The sequence below is a fragment of the Streptomyces sp. Rer75 genome (assembly GCF_013414305.1).
Classification (GTDB): Bacteria; Actinomycetota; Actinomycetes; order Streptomycetales; family Streptomycetaceae; genus Streptomyces; species Streptomyces himastatinicus.
This window is the reverse complement of the sequence record NZ_CP058693.1, coordinates 804,152-821,799: the sequence shown is the minus strand read 5'-3', so window position 1 is coordinate 821,799 and position 17,648 is coordinate 804,152. Positions and strand designations below refer to the sequence as shown.

Annotated in this window: 18 protein-coding genes and 1 pseudogene; 9 read left to right on the top strand and 10 right to left on the bottom strand. The window is 71.5% G+C overall.

Annotated elements, in window-relative coordinates:
- Positions 1-15 precede the first annotated feature (15 nt).
- From HYQ63_RS02810 to HYQ63_RS02795, 4 genes are all read left to right on the top strand, one after another.
- Positions 16-573 carry a helix-turn-helix domain-containing protein gene (locus tag HYQ63_RS02810; protein WP_179932340.1) on the top strand — a complete coding sequence of 186 codons (558 nt, stop codon included), beginning with the start codon at positions 16-18 and terminating at the stop codon, positions 571-573.
- A gap of 168 nt (positions 574-741) precedes the next feature.
- Entirely contained in the window at positions 742-1,149 is a 408-nt protein-coding gene (locus HYQ63_RS02805) for a RidA family protein (RefSeq protein ID WP_179932339.1), read from the top strand.
- 120 nt (positions 1,150-1,269) lie between these two features.
- Positions 1,270-2,220 (top strand): SDR family NAD(P)-dependent oxidoreductase, encoded by a 951-nt coding sequence (locus HYQ63_RS02800; protein WP_179932338.1) that lies wholly within the window; start codon positions 1,270-1,272, stop codon positions 2,218-2,220.
- A 127-nt stretch (positions 2,221-2,347) separates the two neighbouring features.
- Positions 2,348-3,337: an alpha/beta fold hydrolase gene (locus HYQ63_RS02795; RefSeq protein WP_179932337.1), complete on the top strand. Its 990-nt coding sequence runs from the start codon at positions 2,348-2,350 to the stop codon at positions 3,335-3,337.
- Here HYQ63_RS02795 and HYQ63_RS02790 read toward each other — a convergent pair.
- From HYQ63_RS02790 to HYQ63_RS02780, 3 genes are read right to left on the bottom strand one after another with little or no spacing between them, the layout of a single operon-like run.
- Complete coding sequence (locus tag HYQ63_RS02790) at positions 3,334-3,537, bottom strand: hypothetical protein (protein WP_179932336.1); 204 nt, start codon at positions 3,535-3,537, stop codon at positions 3,334-3,336. The genes HYQ63_RS02795 and HYQ63_RS02790 overlap by 4 nt on opposite strands.
- Before the next feature lie 59 nt (positions 3,538-3,596).
- Positions 3,597-4,373 carry an SDR family NAD(P)-dependent oxidoreductase gene (locus HYQ63_RS02785; protein ID WP_179932335.1) on the bottom strand — a complete coding sequence of 259 codons (777 nt, stop codon included), beginning with the start codon at positions 4,371-4,373 and terminating at the stop codon, positions 3,597-3,599.
- A gap of 47 nt (positions 4,374-4,420) precedes the next feature.
- A complete protein-coding gene (locus HYQ63_RS02780; protein ID WP_179932334.1) occupies positions 4,421-5,449 on the bottom strand; it encodes an enoyl-CoA hydratase/isomerase family protein in 1,029 nt (342 codons plus the stop codon).
- A 255-nt stretch (positions 5,450-5,704) separates the two neighbouring features.
- Here HYQ63_RS02780 and HYQ63_RS02775 point away from each other — a divergent pair, with 255 nt between their 5' ends.
- Entirely contained in the window at positions 5,705-6,562 is an 858-nt protein-coding gene (locus HYQ63_RS02775; RefSeq protein ID WP_179932333.1) for a sugar phosphate isomerase/epimerase, read from the top strand.
- A gap of 38 nt (positions 6,563-6,600) precedes the next feature.
- On the opposite strand, the gene HYQ63_RS02770 is transcribed toward HYQ63_RS02775, so the two are convergent.
- The 4 genes from HYQ63_RS02770 to HYQ63_RS02755 are packed head-to-tail and all read right to left on the bottom strand — an operon-like array spanning position 6,601 to position 10,632.
- Entirely contained in the window at positions 6,601-7,620 is a 1,020-nt protein-coding gene (locus HYQ63_RS02770; RefSeq protein WP_179932332.1) for a Gfo/Idh/MocA family protein, read from the bottom strand.
- A complete protein-coding gene (locus tag HYQ63_RS02765) occupies positions 7,617-8,642 on the bottom strand; it encodes a Gfo/Idh/MocA family oxidoreductase (protein ID WP_179932331.1) in 1,026 nt (341 codons plus the stop codon). The genes HYQ63_RS02770 and HYQ63_RS02765 overlap by 4 nt, the downstream gene beginning before the upstream one ends.
- Before the next feature lie 32 nt (positions 8,643-8,674).
- Positions 8,675-9,436: an SDR family oxidoreductase gene (locus HYQ63_RS02760; RefSeq protein ID WP_179932330.1), complete on the bottom strand. Its 762-nt coding sequence runs from the start codon at positions 9,434-9,436 to the stop codon at positions 8,675-8,677.
- Positions 9,437-9,453: 17 nt separating this feature from the next.
- Positions 9,454-10,632: a phytanoyl-CoA dioxygenase family protein gene (locus tag HYQ63_RS02755; RefSeq protein ID WP_179932329.1), complete on the bottom strand. Its 1,179-nt coding sequence runs from the start codon at positions 10,630-10,632 to the stop codon at positions 9,454-9,456.
- 110 nt (positions 10,633-10,742) lie between these two features.
- Between HYQ63_RS02755 and HYQ63_RS02750 the strand changes: the two genes are divergently transcribed.
- Positions 10,743-11,768 carry a LacI family DNA-binding transcriptional regulator gene (locus HYQ63_RS02750; protein WP_179932328.1) on the top strand — a complete coding sequence of 342 codons (1,026 nt, stop codon included), beginning with the start codon at positions 10,743-10,745 and terminating at the stop codon, positions 11,766-11,768.
- Between the two features lie 55 nt (positions 11,769-11,823).
- On the opposite strand, the gene katG is transcribed toward HYQ63_RS02750, so the two are convergent.
- The gene (katG, locus tag HYQ63_RS02745) at positions 11,824-14,046 is read right to left on the bottom strand and encodes a catalase/peroxidase HPI (RefSeq protein WP_179932327.1); all 2,223 of its coding nucleotides are present in this window, start codon (positions 14,044-14,046) and stop codon (positions 11,824-11,826) included.
- A gap of 248 nt (positions 14,047-14,294) precedes the next feature.
- On the opposite strand from katG, the gene HYQ63_RS02740 reads away from it, so the two are divergent.
- The 3 genes and pseudogenes from HYQ63_RS02740 (at position 14,295) to HYQ63_RS02730 (ending at position 16,334) form a co-directional block, all read left to right on the top strand.
- Positions 14,295-14,705, top strand: coding sequence for a Fur family transcriptional regulator (locus HYQ63_RS02740; RefSeq protein ID WP_123102789.1), 411 nt, complete (start codon positions 14,295-14,297; stop codon positions 14,703-14,705).
- A 160-nt stretch (positions 14,706-14,865) separates the two neighbouring features.
- A pseudogene (locus HYQ63_RS44290) lies at positions 14,866-14,982 on the top strand (antibiotic acetyltransferase); the annotation flags it as partial.
- Between the two features lie 152 nt (positions 14,983-15,134).
- Positions 15,135-16,334, top strand: a complete 1,200-nt coding sequence (locus HYQ63_RS02730; RefSeq protein WP_257231561.1) for a macrolide family glycosyltransferase — start codon at positions 15,135-15,137, stop codon at positions 16,332-16,334.
- 168 nt (positions 16,335-16,502) lie between these two features.
- Here the strand turns inward: HYQ63_RS02730 and HYQ63_RS44285 are convergent, their stop codons facing one another.
- Positions 16,503-16,625 (bottom strand): hypothetical protein, encoded by a 123-nt coding sequence (locus HYQ63_RS44285; protein WP_257231560.1) that lies wholly within the window; start codon positions 16,623-16,625, stop codon positions 16,503-16,505.
- Complete coding sequence (locus HYQ63_RS02725; RefSeq protein ID WP_179932326.1) at positions 16,625-17,635, bottom strand: Gfo/Idh/MocA family protein; 1,011 nt, start codon at positions 17,633-17,635, stop codon at positions 16,625-16,627. Before HYQ63_RS02725 ends, HYQ63_RS44285 begins: the two co-directional genes overlap by 1 nt.
- Between the last annotated feature and the right edge of the window lie 13 nt (positions 17,636-17,648).

Genomic DNA, 17,648 nt, shown 5'->3' with positions numbered 1-17,648 from the left:
GAGGAGACGAGCACCATGGGCATCATGGGCGACAGCCTCGACAAGGCGACGGAGGCCACCTTCACCCGCCCCATCCCGAAAACCGCCCCCGCGCAGATGCGTTTCCTGGTGAAGCAGGAGAAGGGCTCCACCAAGGCGGTCGCGCGACGGCTCGGCGTATCGCAGCGCACGGTCGAGCGCTATCTCACCGGCCAGTTCAAGCGCCCCCGCAAGGACCTCGCCGCCCGCCTCGCCGATGAGGTGCGCAAGGACTGGCAGCCCCGGGTGCGCGCCCGGGCCAGGAAGCAGGCCGCCACCACGACCGGCATCGTCATCGAGACCCGGGCCCGCTTCGGCTTCACCGCCGCCCCCGGCTCCACCGACGACGGCCGCATCCGCCTGATCACCCAGCACCTGCCCCCCGCCTACGCGGCCCGCCTCTTCGAGGCCCAGTCCACCGGCGCCACCGAACAGCAACTCCGGGACATCGCCGCCGAAGGCTTCCAGGAGATCTACTTCAAGGACAGCGGCCGCCGCGCGGACGGCCTCCTGGTGGAGTTCACCGACATCGACTACGTGGAAATGGACTTCTGAGGCGGTCTCGATGTGACCGAGACGTGTGGCCGATGCCCTTGAACTGCTGGGTCACCATAAGGTTCCTCGGTCACGGAAAAGTGCGTTCTTCCATGTCAGCGGCCACTCTCCTACGGTTCCCGAGTCACCACAAGAGACCTTGAGCCGTATACAAGGAGAGCTGGCAGCATGGCCATCACCCTGGTAAACCCCAGCGAATTGCCCGCCATCGACGTCTACCGGCAGGTGTCGATCGCGTCCGGGTCGAAGCTGGTCTTCATCGCCGGGCAGGTCGCCTGGGACGCCGAAGGGGCCACGGTCGGCGAGGGCGATCTCGCGGCGCAGGTCGAGCAGTGCTACCTCAACATCGCCACCGCCCTCGCCGCGGCCGGCGGCTCCTTCGACGACGTGGCGAAACTGACCGTCCACGTCGTCGACTGGACGCCCGACAAGATGCCCGCGCTCCTGGAGGGGATCGCCCGGGCGGCCGCGAAGCTGGGCGTCACCCCGGTCCCGCCGGCCACGCTGCTGGGCGTTGCGGCACTGGACGTACCCGACCATCTCGTCGAGATCGAAGCCACCGCGGTCCTCGACTGAGCGGTCTGTCGGCGATCCGTAGCCGATCCGTCGCCGGTGTGTCGGTGGCCGCTGGGATCTTCGACGGCAGGGCGCTCACCCCGAGCGTCCGGGTCTTTCGCCGCTAGGGAGCTTGCCGCCATGTCGTCCGTGTCTTCCACCCCGCGCTGGGATGTCCATCGGCTGCCGCGTGCCCATGGCCGCATCTTCCTGGTCACCGGCGGCAACGCGGGCATCGGGTACTTCATCGCGGAGCAACTGTCCGCCACCGGGGCCACCGTCGTGCTGGGCAGCCGGAGTCCGATGAAGGCCGAAGCCGCCGTGACCGCGATCCGCGGGCGTGTCCCTGGTGCGCGGGTGCGTATCCTGCGGTTGGACCTCGCCGACCTCGCATCGCTCGAAACCGCGGTGGACGCACTGGAGTCGGCACACCTCGACGCGGTGGTCCACAACGCCGGGGTCGCCCTCGACGATCCGCCCCGCCGTACGACCGTGGACGGCCACGAGCTGATGTTCGGCACGAACCATCTCGGACACTTCGCGCTCACCAGGTGGCTGATGCCGCTGCTGTCGGCCGCACCGGCGGGCCGCGTCGTAACCATGGGCAGCTTCGCGGCGAAGACCGAACGGCTCGACCTGGACGACCCGCAGTCCCGGCAGGACTACCGGCCGAAGCGCTCCTACGGACGGTCCAAGCTGGCGCAGATGTCCTTCGGCCTCGAACTCGACCGCCGCCTGCTCGCCACCGGCAGCGCGGTGGCGAGCGTGGTGGTCCACCCCGGCGGCGCCCTCGACTCCCTCACCCCCTCGCGGCCGCCCGTACACGTACGCACCCCCGGCACCTGGCTGCGCGGGGCGCCCGCCGGGGTTCTCCTCCAGGGCAAACACGCCGGGGCGTGGCCCGCGGTGCGAGCGGTGCTCGATCCCGATGTGCGTGGCGGGCAGCTGTGGGGACCGCGCGTCTTCGGTCTGCGCGGCAGGCCCCGGACCGAACCGGTGTGGGCTCACCTCACCGACACCGCCGTCGCGGAGCGGCTGTGGGACACCAGCCGCACCCTGACCGGCGTCGACCCCGTCGGCGTCCCCGGATAACACCAGGAGCGCGGCGGTGCGTCGGCCGTCCGTGCCCACTTGGGCCACCTCTTCAACGACCTCGAGAACGCGTGCATATAGCATCGTTACTCGGCAGTAGAGCGCCCCACGCGGAAGAGGAAACACAGTGCACAGCCCGGTCAAGCATGACGTCGTCGAGGTGAACGGAGTGCGGTTGCACATCGCGGAGCAGGGACAGGGGCCGCTGGTCCTGCTGCTGCACGGCTTTCCGGAGAGCTGGTACTCCTGGCGCCACCAGTTCGGCCCGCTGGCCGAGGCCGGATACCGCGTCGTCGCCCCCGACCAGCGCGGCTACGCGCGCAGTGAGCAGCCCGAGGACATCGCCTCCTACACCCTGCTCCATCTGGCCGGTGATGTGATCGGCCTGATCCGCGCCCTCGGCGAGGAACAGGCGGTGGTCGTCGGACACGACTGGGGCGCGCCGGTTGCCTGGATCACGGCGATGCTGCGCCCCGATGTCGTACGTGCCGTGGCCGGGCTGAGCGTCCCGCCGGCGCTGCCCGCCGGAATGGCCCCGCCCTCGGCCACCCGGAGGTACTACGGCGAGGGCTTCTACCAGAACTACTTCCAGCAACCGGGCGTCGCCGACGCCGAGTTGGGGCAGGACATCGCGTCGTCCCTCCGCCGGATCCTGTTCAGCGGCTCCGGGGACAACCCGAAGAACGAGCGGCCCCGGCCCTGGGTCATCCCGGAGGGCCGGGCCCTGCTGGACACCGTGCCCGAGCCGGACCAGCTGCCCGGCTGGCTCACCGAAGCGGACATCGAGGTCTTCGCCCGCGACTACGCCGAACACGGCACCCGGGCCTTCACCGGCCCCCTCAACTGGTACCGCAACATCGAGCGCAACCAGGAACTCCTCGCCCCCTTCCGGGGCCGCGGCATCGACCAGCCCGCGCTGTACGTGGTGGGCGACCGCGACCTGGTCACCTCGTTCCGCGGCATGGACACCCTACGCGCCTCACTGCGCCGGATCGCCCCCCAACTGCACGACGAGGTGACGCTGCACGGCTGCGGCCACTGGACCCAGCAGGAGCGCCCGGACGAAGTCAACGCCGCCCTGCGGGACTTCCTCGCCCATCTGGACGGCGACGCCTAGCCACCGTGACCCGCCCGGGCGGTGCGCCAGATGTCGTACGTCTCCTCCGCCGCCCCGGGCGCCGCGACCAGCAGCCCGCCCGACGGCACGCCCGCGGTCGGCCCGGTGTCGTCGAACGCGCGGGCGCCCGCCTCCCGGCAGATCAGCAGGGCGGGCAGGCCGTCCACCGCCTGGACCTCGCCCCGCCATGGGTCGGCCACCAGGCCGAGCAGCGGCCCGCTCGTCCTTCGTGGACACGTGTCCTCCTTCGCCGCCCCGCTCACAGCCGCAGATGTGACGCCCCGTTGAGATCCAGGACCGTCCCCGACGCCCAGGTGGCCTCCGCCGACGCCAGGTACACCACCGCGGCCGCCACTTCCTGCGGCGTGCCGACCCTGCCGAACGGACTCTGCTCCCGCAGCGCGTCCCCCGACTCCCCGGCCAGCCGTCCCGCCACCCGCTCGGTGGCGGTGAACCCGGGCGCCACCGAGGTCACCGCGATCCCGTACGGCGCCAGCGCGACCGCCAGCGACTGGCCGAGCGCGTGCAGCGCGGCCTTGCTCGCCCCGTAGGCCGGGTGGTCGGGCTCGCCACGGAACGCCCCGCGCGAGCCGATGTGCACGATCCGGCCGGGCGCACCACGGTCGATGAGGTGCCGCGCCACGCAGTAGCTCACGTTCGCCGCCCCGAGCAGATTCACGTCGACCATCCGCCGCCAGACCTGCTGCCACTCCGCGTACGACACGTCGGCCACCCGGTGCGCGTTGCCCTCCGAGGTGGCCACGGCGGCGTTGTTGACCAGCACATCGACCCCGCCCAGCGCCTCCTCGGCGGTGTCGGCGATCCGCTGCGCCGCGCCCGGGTCACCGAGGTCGCCGCCGATGACCACGTGCCCCTCGCCCGGCAGCTCCGCCCGGGTCTCCTCGGCGTCCGCCGCCCGCGCCCCGTAGTGCACGGCCACCCGGTCGCCACGCTCCGCGAACGCCCGCGCGACCGCCCGGCCGATGCCCCTGGACGCCCCGGTGACCAGCACGCCCCTGCTCGGAGGACCCGGCACAGCACACCACTCCCTCTGCGGTGGTAGGTACACAGCGGGGCACCACGTTAGCCGCCGAGCAGTTCGGCGATCCGCTCGTGGGGAACCGCCTCCGCCGAGCCGTACGACCAGCGCGCGTCCCGGGTCTTGTCCACCAGCTTCGCGCGGACACCCTCGGCGAAGTCCGGCTCACGGACCAGCCGGGACGCCACCGCCAGGTCCCGCCGGAGGCACTCGGCGAGAGTGTCGCGCTCGCCCAGGCGCAGCAGCTCGTCGGTCAGCCGGAGGCTGAGCGGTGACGCGGCCGCGAGGGAGCCGAGCGTCGTCTCCGCCCAGGCCGAACCGTCCGCCCGGAGGCGGCCGACCACGTCGGACAGGGTGCCGGGCGCGAACGCGGCGGCGATGCGGTCGCCGGTGTCGTCCAGGTCGGACGGTGGCGCGGTACGGGCGTACTTGGCGAGCGCATCGGCCGCTTCGGTCGTGTCCAGCGCGGCGGTGAACTCGGGCAGATCGGCGGAGGACACGAAGTGGGTCGCCAGCCCCGCCTTGACCGCGTCGGCCCCGCTGAGGCGCGCGCCGGCCAGCCCGAGGTAGCGGCCGAGCGCGCCGCCGAGCCGGGGCAGGAACGCGCCGCCGAGCCGGGGCAGGAAGAAGCAGGCGCCGACATCGGGATAGAAACCGATGAGCGTTTCCGGCATTGCGAACACCGACCGCTCGGTGGCCACGCGCACCGCACCGTGCACGGAGATGCCGAGGCCGCCGCCCATGGCGACCCCGTCGATCAGCGCCAGATACGGCTTGGGGTACTCGGCGATCTCCTGGTTCAGGGCGTACTCCTCGCGGAAGAAGCGCGTCGTGGCGGCGAAGTCGCCCCGCAGCGCCGCCTCACGGATCGCCCGGATGTCCCCTCCCGCGCAGAACGCCCTCGGGGTGCCGCTGCGGACGACGACCGCGCGGACACCGGGGTCGTCGCGCCACCGGTCCAGCGCCGCGCGCATGGCCAGCACGGTGTCGGTGTCGAGTGCGTTGAGCGCGGACGCGCGGTTGAGCACCAGATGTGCCACCCCGTCGCGCACCGAGGTTTCGACGGTTGCCATGAGTGCCTTTCAGGATCGGCGGGAAGGTCCCCGGCTCCCCGGGCGGAGATCACCCACGGTAGACGCGGCGGCCACCGCTCACGACGTCGGCCCTCCCCGCCCGGGCGCGCGCGGGTCGAGGGGAAAAGGATGGTGCCGATGATGGGTTAATGATGGTTTCCGCCTCTTCAGCAATCCGCTCGGGCACGCCTAGCGTGTGGGTCCAGGTGAACCCCGGCCGCCGGCCGCTCGCGCCTCTGGGAGGAGAACGCCACCATGACCGCCGAGGATCTGCTCGCCACCTGCTGGACCACCGCGGGGGACGCCGCGCCCGGGTGGGACGACGAGCGCAGCCCGCTGACCTTGCGCGAGCGGGCGGAGGCGGCGGGCGCCGCCGGGTTCACGGGCTTCGGGCTGCTGTACGCGGACCTGGTGGAGGCCGAGCGCGCGTACGGACTCGCCGGGATCCGGTCGCTCCTGGAGGACAACGGACTCGTCCACCTGGAGCTGGAGCTCCTGGTCGACTGGTGGACCGAGGGACAGCGGCGCGCGGCCTCGGACGCGGTACGCGGCGACCTCCTGCGGACCGCCGAGGCGCTCGGCGCCCATCACATCAAGATCGGACCCGATGTCGAGGACCGGCCCTGGGACCCCGACGCCTGGGCCGAGGAGTTCGCCGCCCTGGCCGCGCAGGCGGATGACGTGGGCGCCCGGCTCGGAATCGAGTTCCTCCCCTGGTCCAACCTCAAGACCGTGCACGACGGACTCCGGCTGGTCGAGGCCGCCGGCCACCCGGCGGGCGGCCTCATCATCGACGTCTGGCACACCGAGCGCGCCCACACCCCACCGGCCGACCTGGCGGGCGTACCGCGGTCGCGCATCGTGGGCGTGGAGCTGAACGACGCGGACCGTCAGGTCGCCGGCACGCTCTTCGAGGACACCGTCCGGCGTCGCCGCCTGTGCGGCGAGGGGTCCTTGGCCCTGCCGGACATCATCACCGCGCTCCGCGCCACCGGCTGGTCCGGCCCGTGGGGAGTGGAGATCCTCTCCGATGCGCACCGGGCGCTTCCGGTGCGGGAAGCCGCCGACGTGGCGTACCGCACGGCCCTGGAGGTGCTCCACCCGGCGCGGTGACGAGGAGGGGGCCGACCCGGCCCCCTCCTCACCGCCTCTCACCCCGCGGTGGGCACCACCGTCCGCGGCCGGACCGGGAAACCGGCCGCCCGGTAGCAGTCGTCGACGAGACGCATGGTCGTCAGCGCGTCCTCGGCGTCGAGGGGCCGCGGCGCGCCGTGGCGCAGCTGGGCGGCGAAGGCTTCGAGCTGGTACGTGTACGAGGACCGGCGGCCGAGTTCCTCGACGCGTTCACCGGCGGCCGTGCGCACCACGACCCGGTCGTCCAGATGCGGCTGGACGAAGTTCACCGCCGTCGCCTCGCCGCGTGTCCCCACGACCCGGCAGTTCATCCGCCACTCGTGGTACGCCATGTGGCAGCGGGCCGTACCGGTCGCGCCACCCGGGAACTCCAGGTCGGCATCGAGCCATTCGTCCACCCCCGGTGTCCCCGCCCGCTCTGCGCCGCGCGCGGCGACCAGGCGGGGCGCGCCACCGGCCCAGGGGGCGAGCACCCGCTGCGCGTGCAGGCTGTAGCACCCCAGGTCCATGAGCGCGCCACCGGCGAGCGGGAGCGACCAGCGCACATCGGTGTCCGGCGGCGCGGGCATGGCCACCACGGTCTCCACGTGCCGGAGTTCACCCAGCTCCCCGCCGTCCAGCAGGTCGTGCAGCCGCCGGGTGACGGGATGGAACAGATAGTGGAAGCCCTCCATGAAGACGGTGCCCGCCGTGAGCGCCGCCCGATGGACCTCGGCCGCCTCCTCGGCGTTGCTCGCGGACGGCTTCTCGGTGAGCACATGTTTGCCCGCCGCCAGGGCGGCCAGGTTCCACGGCCCGTGCAGCCCGTTGGCCAGCGGGTTGTAGACCACCTCGATCTCCGGGTCGGTGACGAGGGCGGCGTACGACGCGGCCACCCGCTCGACGCCGTGTGCGGCGGCGAACGCCTCCGCCCGGCCGCGGTCGCGGGCGGCCACCGCGACGAGACGGTGGCCGCCCGCACGGGCCGGACCGACGATCGACAGCTCGGCGATCCGCGCCGCGCCCAGCACACCGATCCGCAAGGGCTCGTCCGTCATGCCGTACGCACCTCATCGCGGTGCACCCGTACCTCTTCGAGCCGTACGGGCCGGTGCTCGTGCAGCGACCGGGCGCAGGCCTCGGCGATCCAGCTCGCCTCGATGGCGTCCGCCACCGTGCAGGGAGAGGTCCGGGTGCCCGCCACCACCTCGGTGAAGGCGGTGAGTTCGGCGCGGTAGGCGTCGGCGAAGCGGTCCATGAAGAAGTCGTGCGGCGGCCCGGCCGGGAAGGTGACACCCGGTTCGACCGAACGCAGCGGCAGCCTGTCCTCCAGGCCGACCGCGATGCTGTCCGTCATGCCGTGCAACTCCAGACGTACGTCGTAACCCCGGGCGTTGTGCCGGGAGTTGGAGACGACGGCGATCGTGCCGTCGTCGAGGGTGAGCAGCGCGGACGCCGTGTCGACGTCGCCCGCCTCACGGATGTACTCCGCACCCCGGTTGCCGCCGGTCGCGTACACCTCGGCCACCTCGCGGCCCGTCACCCAGCGCACGATGTCGAAGTCGTGCACGCCGCAGTCACGGAAGATGCCCCCCGAGACCGCGACGTACGAGGCCGGGGGAGGGGCGGGGTCCAGCGTGGTGGACCGCACGGTGTGCAGCGGCCCCAGCTCACCGCTCGCCACGGCCCGGCGCGCGGCCACGCAGCCCGCGTCGAAGCGCCGGTTGAATCCGATGTGCACCTGGACGCCGCTGTCCTCGACCGCGCGCAGCACCTCGACGCCCTCCTCGATCCCGCGGGCCACGGGCTTCTCGCAGAACGCGGGCACACCCGCCTCGACCGCGGCGAGGATCAGTTCCGGGTGGACATCGGTCGCGGCGGCGATCACGACGCCGTCCACGCCCGCGGCGAACACGGCCTCGGGGGAGTCCACCGCGGTGGCGCCCCACCGTTCCGTTGCCAGGGCGGTGGCGGCGGCCACCGGGTCGGTGACCACCAGGGAGTCCACCGTGTCGAGTTCGGACAGGGTCTGTGCGTGGAACGCGCCGATCCGGCCCAGCCCCAGGATGCCCATACGCATGACCATCGTGCTCCTTCAGCCCACGGGGCGGTTCAGTCGAATCCGCCGATGATGTTCTGGTCCCAGTCGATGACCGAACCGGTGACCACACCACTGCGCTCGGAGAGCAGGAAGACCACGAAGTCCGCGATCTCGTCGACCTGCCCCAGCTTTCCCATCGGCTGCGCCGCGGCGGCCTTCTCCCGCCAGTCGTCGCCCGCACCGTGGAAGGCGCGCTGCGTCGCGTCCTCGCCCTCGGTGTCCGTCCAGCCGATGTTGAGGCCGTTGATGCGGATACGGTCCCAGCGGTGGGCGTAGGCCGCGTTGCGGGTCAGTCCCGCCAGCCCCGCCTTCGCGGCCGAGTACGGCGCCAGATGGGGCGGGCCGCCGTGCGCGCAGTTGGAGAGGATGTTGACGATGGTCCCCGGCGCCTTGCGGGCCGTCATGTCGGCCACCGCCGCCTGCATCGCGAAGAACGGCGCGCGCAGGTTGATCGCCATATGCGCGTCGAACAGCTCCGGCGTGGTGTCCAGCAGCGAGCCGCGCGAGGTCAGCCCGGCCGCGTTGACCAGGCAGTCGACGCGGCCGTGGGTGTCCACGGCCCGTACGACGCTCTCGCGCGCCTGCTCCGGATCGGCCAGGTCCGCGCGGACGAAGCGGGCGCCGGTGTCCGCGGCGAGCGGCTCGGCGACCTCGGCCCGGCGCCCGGTGAAGACGACGGCCGCGCCTTCGCGCACGGCCGCCCGCACGATCCCCGCGCCCACACCCTGGCTGCCACCGTTGACCAGGACGACCTTGTCCTCGAGCAGTCCCATGAGGTGTTGCGCCCCCTTCAGCTCTGGCGGCGCTTGGCGCCCGCGTGCAGTTCCTGACGCAGCCGCTCCGGGTCCCAGCCCTCGGCCACGGCCTGCCGGAGGGTGTCCGCCTGGGAGGGCGGGGCGAGCCCGCCGACTGGCGGGTCGAGGTCCAGATTGGTGGGGAAGGCGTAGCCCTCGGCCGTGGCGGCGACCACCCGGTGCAGCCACTCCTCGGAGACGCCCTCGGCCTTGCGGCGCAGCAGCACCGGAAAGAGCGCGTTCGCCATCGCCTGGCGGTCCACGCTCTCCATCGCGCGGCCGAAGGCGGAGGAGATCTGGAGCAGATTGGCCATGCGTTTGATGTCGGCCGAGCGGTTGTGCCCGGCGGCGTGGAACAGCGCGGGGTTGAAGAACACCGCGTCGCCCTTCTCCAGCGGCAGCTGGACGTGGTGTTCTTCGAAGTACTCGATGAACTCCGGCAACCGCCAGGCCAGATAGCCGGGCTCGTACTTCTGCGAATGCGGCAGGAACAGCGTCGGCCCCGACTCGACCGGCATGTCGCAGTGCGCCACCGCGCCCTGGAGGGTCAGGACGGGCGACAGCCGGTGGACGTGCGCCGGGTACGCGGCCGCCCGCTCCTGGGGGAGGAAGCCCAGGTGGTAGTCGCGGTGCACACTCTGCGCGGCGCCACCCGGGTTGACCACGTTGACCTGCGAGGTGACCTGGTACGCCGGTCCCAGCCACGCCTCGGAGACCAGCTCCAGCAGGTCGTTGGCGTAGTAGTCCGCGAACGCCTCCGGCGCGCGCACGGCCATCTTGTCCAGCGCGTTCCACACCCGGTCGTTGGCGCCCGGCTTCGCGAAGTGGTCACCGCGTGCGCCGCCCTGCGCCCGCTCCTCCTCGATCAGCGCGTTGAACGCGCCGGACGCGCGGTCCACGACGGCGGGGTCCGGATACGCGCGCCGCAGCACCACCACGCCGGGCCCGTCCAGCAGGGCCCGCACCAGCTCGTCCTGGACCGCCCGGCGCCCCTCCCGGGTGGCCGCGAGGCCGCGGAGCCGGTCGCCGTCGTACAGCGGGACATCGTGCTCGATGCGCTCGGCCGAGGGGTGGTCGTGCGGGTCGGTGCCCTGCTCGACCAGGGCACGGAACGCGTCGAGAGCGCAGTCGTCCTCGGTCAGCCACGTCCGTGGTGCCGCGTCGGTGGGGGACATCCTGGGTCCTTTCGCCGTGCCTGCGTTTCTGCCAGTCTTATGAACCCGCTTCCATCAATCAATCGGCAGCAACCCATCAAAAACCCATCATCGACTTCGGGAAACGAGCCATGCGGCACCCCTATACGATCAAGGAGATCGCCCGGCAGGCCGGGCTGAGCGAGGCCACCGTCGACCGGGTCCTCAACTACCGGGGTGGCGTACGGGAGAGCACCGTCATGGAGGTCCACCAGGCGGTGAAGGACCTGGACCGCCAGCGGACCCAGGTCCGCATCGGGGGCCGCACCTTCATGATCGACATCGTGATGCAGGCGCCGGACCGGTTCTCCACCGCCGTACGCGACGCACTCGAAGCCGAACTGCCGTCCCTCCACCCCGCCGTGGTGCGCTCGCGCTTCCACTTCCGGGAGACCGGCCCCGCCGCGGAGCTGATCGCGGCCATGGACAAGATCGCCAAGCGGGGTTCACAGGGCGTGATCCTCAAGGCCCCGGACCTGCCGGAGGTCGGGGCCGCCGTCAGCCGCCTGGTCGAAGCGGGCATCCCCGTCGTCACCCTGGTGACCGACCTGCCCAGCAGCGCGCGCGTGGGGTACGTCGGCATCGACAACCGTGCCGCCGGGGCCACCGCCGCCTATCTGGTCGGGCAGTGGCTCGGCGGCCGTCCCGGCCATGTGCTCGTCACCATCAGCCGGGGATCCTTCCGTGGCGAGGAGGAACGCGAGATGGGCTTCCGCGGCGCGATGCGGAACGCCCACCCCGGGCGGTCCCTGGTGGAGGTCACCGACAGCGACGGCCTCGACGCCACCCAGCGCGACCTGGTCCTCGCGGCGCTGGAGCGCGACCACGACATCGTCGGCGTCTACTCCATCGGCGGTGGCAACGCCGCGACCCTCGATGCCTTCGACACCCTCGCACGGGAGTGCGCGGTGTTCATCGCCCACGACCTGGACCACGACAACACCCGGCTCCTGCGCGAACGCCGCCTCTCCGCGGTGCTCCACCACGACCTGCGCCAGGACATGCGCCGCGCCTGCCAGACCATCATGCGCGCCCACAAGGCGCTGCCCGACGACGGGCCCGCCCTGCCCTCGGCGATCCAGGTGGTCACCCCGTACAACATGCCGTACGTGCCGTGAAAGACGTCCAGGCCGACCCGTGCGGGCCGGCCTGGACGCTGTTGAGCGGGGTTGATCAGGCGAGGTCGAACCGGTCGAGGTTCATGACCTTGGTCCACGCCTCGACGAAGTCCTTCACGAACTTCTCCTTCGCGTCATCGCTCGCGTAGACCTCCGCGAGCGCGCGCAGCTCGGAGTTCGACCCGAAGACCAGGTCGGCACGGGTGCCCGTCCACTTGACCTCGCCCGTGGCGGCGTCGCGGCCCTCGAACGTGTCCTGGGCCTCGGACGTCGACTTCCACTGCGTGCCCAGGTCGAGCAGGTTGACGAAGAAGTCGTTGGTCAGGGTGCCCGGGGCGTCGGTGAGGACGCCGTGCGAGGACTGGGCGTGGTTGGCGCCCAGGACGCGCAGGCCACCGACGAGGACCGTCAGCTCGGGGGCGCTCAGGGTCAGCAGGTTCGCCCGGTCGATCAGCAGGTACTCGGCCGGGAGCCGGTTGCCCTTGCCGAGGTAGTTGCGGAACCCGTCAGCGGTCGGCTCCAGCGCGGCGAACGAGTCGACGTCGGTGTGCTCCTCGGTCGCGTCGACACGGCCCGGGGTGAAGGGCACCTCGATGGTGTGGCCCGCGTCCTTGGCCGCCTTCTCCACGGCCGCGGAGCCGCCGAGCACGATCAGGTCGGCCAGGGACACCTTCTTGGCGCCGGAGTTGAACTCCCGCTGGATGCTCTCCAGGACGCGCAGCACCGTCGCCAGCTGGTCGGGGTTGTTGACCTCCCACCCGCGCTGCGGCTCGAGGCGGATGCGCGCACCGTTGGCGCCGCCGCGCTTGTCGCTGCCGCGGAAGGTCGAGGCCGACGCCCACGCGGTGCCGACCAGCTGCGAGACGGTCAGGCCCGAGTCGAGGAGCTTGGCCTTGAGGGCCGCGATGTCCTCGGCGCCGATGGTCTCGCCCTCGGCCTCCGGCAGCGGGTCCTGCCACAGCAGGGTCTCCTCCGGGACCTCCGGGCCGAGGAAGAGCGACTTCGGACCCATGTCGCGGTGGGTCAGCTTGTACCAGGCGCGGGCGAAGGCGTCCGCGAACTCCTGGGGGTTCTCGTAGAACCGGCGGGAGATCGGTCCGTAGATCGGGTCGAAGCGCAGCGACAGGTCGGTGGTGAGCATCTGCGGACGGTGCTTCTTCGACGGGTCGTGCGCGTCCGGGACGATCTCCGGGGCGTCCTTGGCCACCCACTGGTTGGCACCGGCCGGGCTCTGGGTCAGCTCGTACTCGTACTCGAAGAGGTTCTTGAAGAACCCGTTGCTCCACTGGGTCGGGGTCGTGGTCCAGGTGACCTCCAGACCGGAGGTGATGGCGTCCGCGCCCTTGCCGGTGCCGTAGGTGTTCCTCCAGCCCAGGCCCTGCTCCTCCATGGTGGCGGCCTCGGGGTCGGCGCCGACGTGCTCCGCCGGGCCCGCGCCATGGGTCTTGCCGAAGGTGTGACCGCCCGCGATCAGGGCGACCGTCTCCTCGTCGTTCATCGCCATCCGGCGGAAGGTCTCACGGATGTCGCGGGCCGCGGCGAGCGGGTCCGGGTTGCCGTTCGGGCCCTCCGGGTTGACGTAGATGAGGCCCATCTGCACCGCACCGAGGGGGTTCTCCAGCTCCCGGTCGCCGCTGTAGCGCTCGTCGCCGAGCCAGGTGGTCTCGGGGCCCCAGTACACGTCGTCCTCGGGCTCCCAGACGTCCGCACGGCCGCCGCCGAAGCCGAAGGTCTCGAAGCCCATCGCCTCCAGGGCGACATTGCCGGTGAGGATCATGAGGTCGGCCCACGAAAGGCTCTGGCCGTACTTCTTCTTGACCGGCCACAGCAGACGGCGGGCCTTGTCCAGGTTCCCGTTGTCCGGCCAGCTGTTGAGGGGTGCGAAGCGCTGCTGACCGGTGCCGCCACCGCCGCGGCCGTCGCTGATCCGGTAGGTGCCCGCGCTGTGCCAGGCCATCCGGATCATGAACGGGCCGTAGTGGCCGAAGTCGGCCGGCCACCAGTCCTGCGAGGTGGTCAGCACCTCCGCGATGTCCTGCTTCACGGCCGCGAGGTCGAGGCTGTTGAACGCCTCGGCATAGTCGAAGTCCTCGCCGAGGGGGTCGGCCACGGCAGGGTTCTTGGCCAGGATCTTCAGATTGAGCCGCTCCGGCCACCACTGGCGGTTTCCGCCGCCCTGAGTCGGATGCGGGGCACGCCCGTGCGCGACCGGGCAGCCACCTCCGCCCTCGCCCTCCGTCTTCGCGTCTACGACGATTGCTTCATGGTTCTCAGACATGGGAATCCTTCCGGACCAGGCGGATCAGGTGCCCAGGAACTGCGGGCGGTGGAACAGTCGGGGCCGGGCCCCACGTCTCCGTCTCCTGCCGAATTGGAGTCTTCCTGTCCCTTGGCTATCGCCGGAACCGATCCTACGATGGACAGAATCTAAGTCAATAAGCACGCCAAACCCAGATCCCATCAGAGGTCCCGGACCCTCATGGGTAAAATCCGGGCATCCCACCGAACGTGAATAGGTGAGCCTGTATGAGTGACCTGCTGCGGCGACTGCGAGGGCGTGGCTGGCGGATGACCTCCCAGCGGCGTGTCGTGGCGGAGGTCCTCGACGGGGACCATGTGCACCTCACCGCCGACGAGGTGCACGCCCGCGCGGCGGAGCGGCTGCCCGAGATCTCCCGGGCGACCGTCTACAACACCCTGGGCGAGCTGGTCTCCCTCCGCGAGGTCACGGAGGTCTCCACCGACGGCCGCGCCAAGCGCTACGACCCCAACGCACACCACCCCCACCAGCACCTGGTGTGCTCCAGCTGCGGCACCATCCGCGACGTCCACCCCACCGGCGACCCCCTGGCCGCCCTCCCCACGGAGGAGCGCTTCGGCTTCACGGTCTCCGAGGCCGAGGTCACCTACCGCGGACTGTGCCCGTCCTGCGCCTAGGGGGTGTCTTGCCGATCATGCCGGGCTCCCGACGCCTGGCACGGCACCTCGCGGCCCCGCGCTCGTCGCGCGCAGCGCCGCTGCGCTCCACCTTCCCGTTCCGCACCATGGGGGCTCCTGGGCGGAGCACTTCGACCTGATCACCGACCTGCCCGGCCGGGGCGACACGGTCGTCGGCAACGACGTGTGGTTCGGCATCGTCGGCGGCAACCCCGCCCGGCTCATCCGCACCCGCTACGACGCCGCGGACATCGCCTGGCTCCTCGCCGTGGCGTGGGTGTAACTGGCCCATGCAGCACGCACGTTCGGACTATTATGCCGGGGACCGTCGCCGGCCTGGAGGAGGCCGCCGCGCAGGCGACCAGCCCTGACACCGCGTCCTCGCCACACCGCCCGCACCCGTCCCGCGCCAGAAACGAGTGATCGCCCATGTCCCGTCGCCGCGCCCATATCGCGATGGTCGGCGTCCCCACCATCAGCCATGTCCTGCCCAGCCTTCCGATCATCCGTGAGCTGGTGGCCCGCGGGCACCGGGTCACCTACGCCAACGACCCGCGCGTGGCCGACCGGATCGAGTCCGTCGGAGCGGAGCTGGTGCCCTGCACCTCCACGTTGCCCGTCGGGGACAACGACTGGCCTGCCGATCCCATCGCTGCGGCGGGCCTGTTCCTGGACGACGCCGTCCAGGCGCTCCCGCAACTGCGGGCCGCCTACGACGACGATCCGGCCGACCTGTACCTCTACGACATCGGCGCCTCTGCCGCGCGTGTCCTCGCGGAAGCGCAGGGCCGTCCCCTCGTGCAACTGTCCCCGACGTTCGTCGGCTGGGACGGCTACCAGGAGGAAGTCGTGGCGCTTCTACAGAAGTTGCCGGGCGCCGACGCGTACCGGGAAAGGTTCGCGAAGTGGCTCGCCGACTGCGGTGCGACCACCACGGACGTGGACACGTTCTCCAGCCCGCCCGCCAAGGCGCTCGCCCTGATCCCGCGAGCGATGCAGCCGCACGTCGATCGGGTCGACGCCGACAGGGTGACCATCGTCGGCCCCTGCTTCGACACCCGAGCGGACACGGATGGCTGGACCCGCCCGGCGGCCGCGGACAAGGTGCTGCTGATCTCGCTCGGTTCGTCATACACGCACCAGCCGGCGTTCTACCGCCAGTGCATCGCCGCCTTCGGCGACCTGCCCGGCTGGCACGTTGTACTCCAGATCGGCAAGCACACCGACCCCGGGGAACTCGGCACCATCCCGTCCAACGTCGAGGTGCACTCCTCGTGGATCCCGCAGCGGGCGATCCTGGAACAGGCCGACGCCTTCGTCACCCACGCCGGCATGGGCAGCTGCGGCATCGGGCTCCTCGCCGGCGTTCCCATGATCGCGGTGCCGCAGGCAGCGGAGCAGTTCATGAACGCCGACCGGCTCGTGGAACTCGGCGTCGCCCGCCGTGTGGACACCGCTGACGCCACCGCCGAGACCCTTCGCGCGGCGCTGAACGACCTGGTCACGGATCAGGAACGGATCGGCCGGTCCAAGCAGTTGCAGGCCGACGCCCAGGCCGAGGGCGGCACCCCGCGCGCTGCCGACCTCATCGAGGACATGCTGGCCGCCGCCGAGGTCCCCGCGCTCTGAGCACTGCCGCTTCCCTTCCCCGGCTGGCGCCGTCGTCATCCGAGGGCCTGTACCTGGAGGACAAGCGCGGGAAGATCACCGCCAAGAGCGGGCGACGGAGCGGAGTCAGAAGACATAGGCGCAGCGGCGCACCCGCCCGGCCATGCCTCCACCGTCGCCCGGCTCTGGTCAGACGGGTGCCGTGGCGCCCCGGCCCTCGAACGCGCGGGGGCCGGGCACTGTCGCATGCGGATGCCGGTCCGCGATCGTGGCCACATTGCGAGCGATGATTCCCTGGCCGATGATCTCCATCAGGACTGCGTCCGCCCGCTGACGCGTACGGCCGCCTCGGAGATCCGGGCGAGCAGTTCGGCGGTACGCACTGTCGTGGCGGCCCATGCGGCGTGGCCGGAGTCCGCCCCCGTGGCCTGCGTCCGCCGTACCGCGTCGGCAAAGGAGGCTATCGAGTTGGCGAACTGGTGCTCGGCGGGGAGCACGATCTCCTCGGCGTGGTCCTGCTCGTCGATGCGGATCAGCGGCGACATGGTGTGCGGCGGAGTGAACGCCCGGTCGACGGTCAGTCGCGCCTTGCTGCCCCACAGCGTGTACTTCGCGCCGTAGCTGTGCTCGAAGCCGAAGGTGAGCGCGGCGGTTGCCCCGGCCGTCGCCACGAGCAGGGCGCTGCCCGCTACGTCAACTCCCGCCTCCGGCCCCTCGCGCAGTGCGGCGCCGGCGACGGTCAGCTCGTCGCCGAGGAAGTACTGGGCGAGCCGTACGGGATAGATTCCGGTGTCGAGGAGGGCCCCGCCGCCGAGGTCCGCCTGATAGCGCACGTCGGTGGGGGGCAGCGGCGGGAAGCAGAACGACGCCTCGACGTGCCGGAGTTCACCGATGCGGTCGTCCGCCACCATCTCGGCCACCCGCCGGTGCAGCCCGTGGTGGACGAACGCGACGTTCTCCCGGAGGACCAGTCTCCGCTCCGCCGCCAGCCGCACCAGCTCCGCGGTGTCCTGTGGAGTGGTGGTGAGCGGCTTCTCGGCCAGCACGTGTTTGCCGTGGGTGAGCAGTTCACGCACCCATGGGTAGTGCAGGGCGTTGGGCAGCGAGACGTAGACGGCGTCGATGTCCTCGCGTTCGATCAGCTGCTCATAGCCCTGTACGGCGGCGCAGCCGAAGTCGGCGGCGAAGTCATCGGCCTTCTTGCGGTCGCGGCTGGCGATGGCGACGACCGTGATGTCCGGGAGGTCGCGCAACGCGGGGAGTGTCCGCCGCCGGGCGATCGAGGACGCGCCGAGGACGCCGACGCGAAGGGGGACGGACACGGAGGGCTTACCA

Bases quoted from the DNA above. Each gene is read 5' to 3' on its own strand.
- HYQ63_RS02810 (WP_179932340.1), top strand. From the start codon at position 16: ATGGGCATCATGGGCGACAGCCTCGACAAGGCGACGGAGGCCACCTTC.
- HYQ63_RS02805 (WP_179932339.1), top strand. From the start codon at position 742: ATGGCCATCACCCTGGTAAACCCCAGCGAATTGCCCGCCATCGACGTC.
- HYQ63_RS02800 (WP_179932338.1), top strand. From the start codon at position 1,270: ATGTCGTCCGTGTCTTCCACCCCGCGCTGGGATGTCCATCGGCTGCCG.
- HYQ63_RS02780 (WP_179932334.1), bottom strand. From the start codon at position 5,449: ATGGCAACCGTCGAAACCTCGGTGCGCGACGGGGTGGCACATCTGGTG.
- HYQ63_RS02775 (WP_179932333.1), top strand. From the start codon at position 5,705: ATGACCGCCGAGGATCTGCTCGCCACCTGCTGGACCACCGCGGGGGAC.
- HYQ63_RS02770 (WP_179932332.1), bottom strand. From the start codon at position 7,620: ATGACGGACGAGCCCTTGCGGATCGGTGTGCTGGGCGCGGCGCGGATC.
- HYQ63_RS02765 (WP_179932331.1), bottom strand. From the start codon at position 8,642: ATGCGTATGGGCATCCTGGGGCTGGGCCGGATCGGCGCGTTCCACGCA.
- HYQ63_RS02760 (WP_179932330.1), bottom strand. From the start codon at position 9,436: ATGGGACTGCTCGAGGACAAGGTCGTCCTGGTCAACGGTGGCAGCCAG.
- HYQ63_RS02755 (WP_179932329.1), bottom strand. From the start codon at position 10,632: ATGTCCCCCACCGACGCGGCACCACGGACGTGGCTGACCGAGGACGAC.
- HYQ63_RS02750 (WP_179932328.1), top strand. From the start codon at position 10,743: ATGCGGCACCCCTATACGATCAAGGAGATCGCCCGGCAGGCCGGGCTG.
- katG (WP_179932327.1), bottom strand. From the start codon at position 14,046: ATGTCTGAGAACCATGAAGCAATCGTCGTAGACGCGAAGACGGAGGGC.
- HYQ63_RS02740 (WP_123102789.1), top strand. From the start codon at position 14,295: ATGAGTGACCTGCTGCGGCGACTGCGAGGGCGTGGCTGGCGGATGACC.
- HYQ63_RS02730 (WP_257231561.1), top strand. From the start codon at position 15,135: ATGTCCCGTCGCCGCGCCCATATCGCGATGGTCGGCGTCCCCACCATC.
- HYQ63_RS44285 (WP_257231560.1), bottom strand. From the start codon at position 16,625: ATGGAGATCATCGGCCAGGGAATCATCGCTCGCAATGTGGCCACGATC.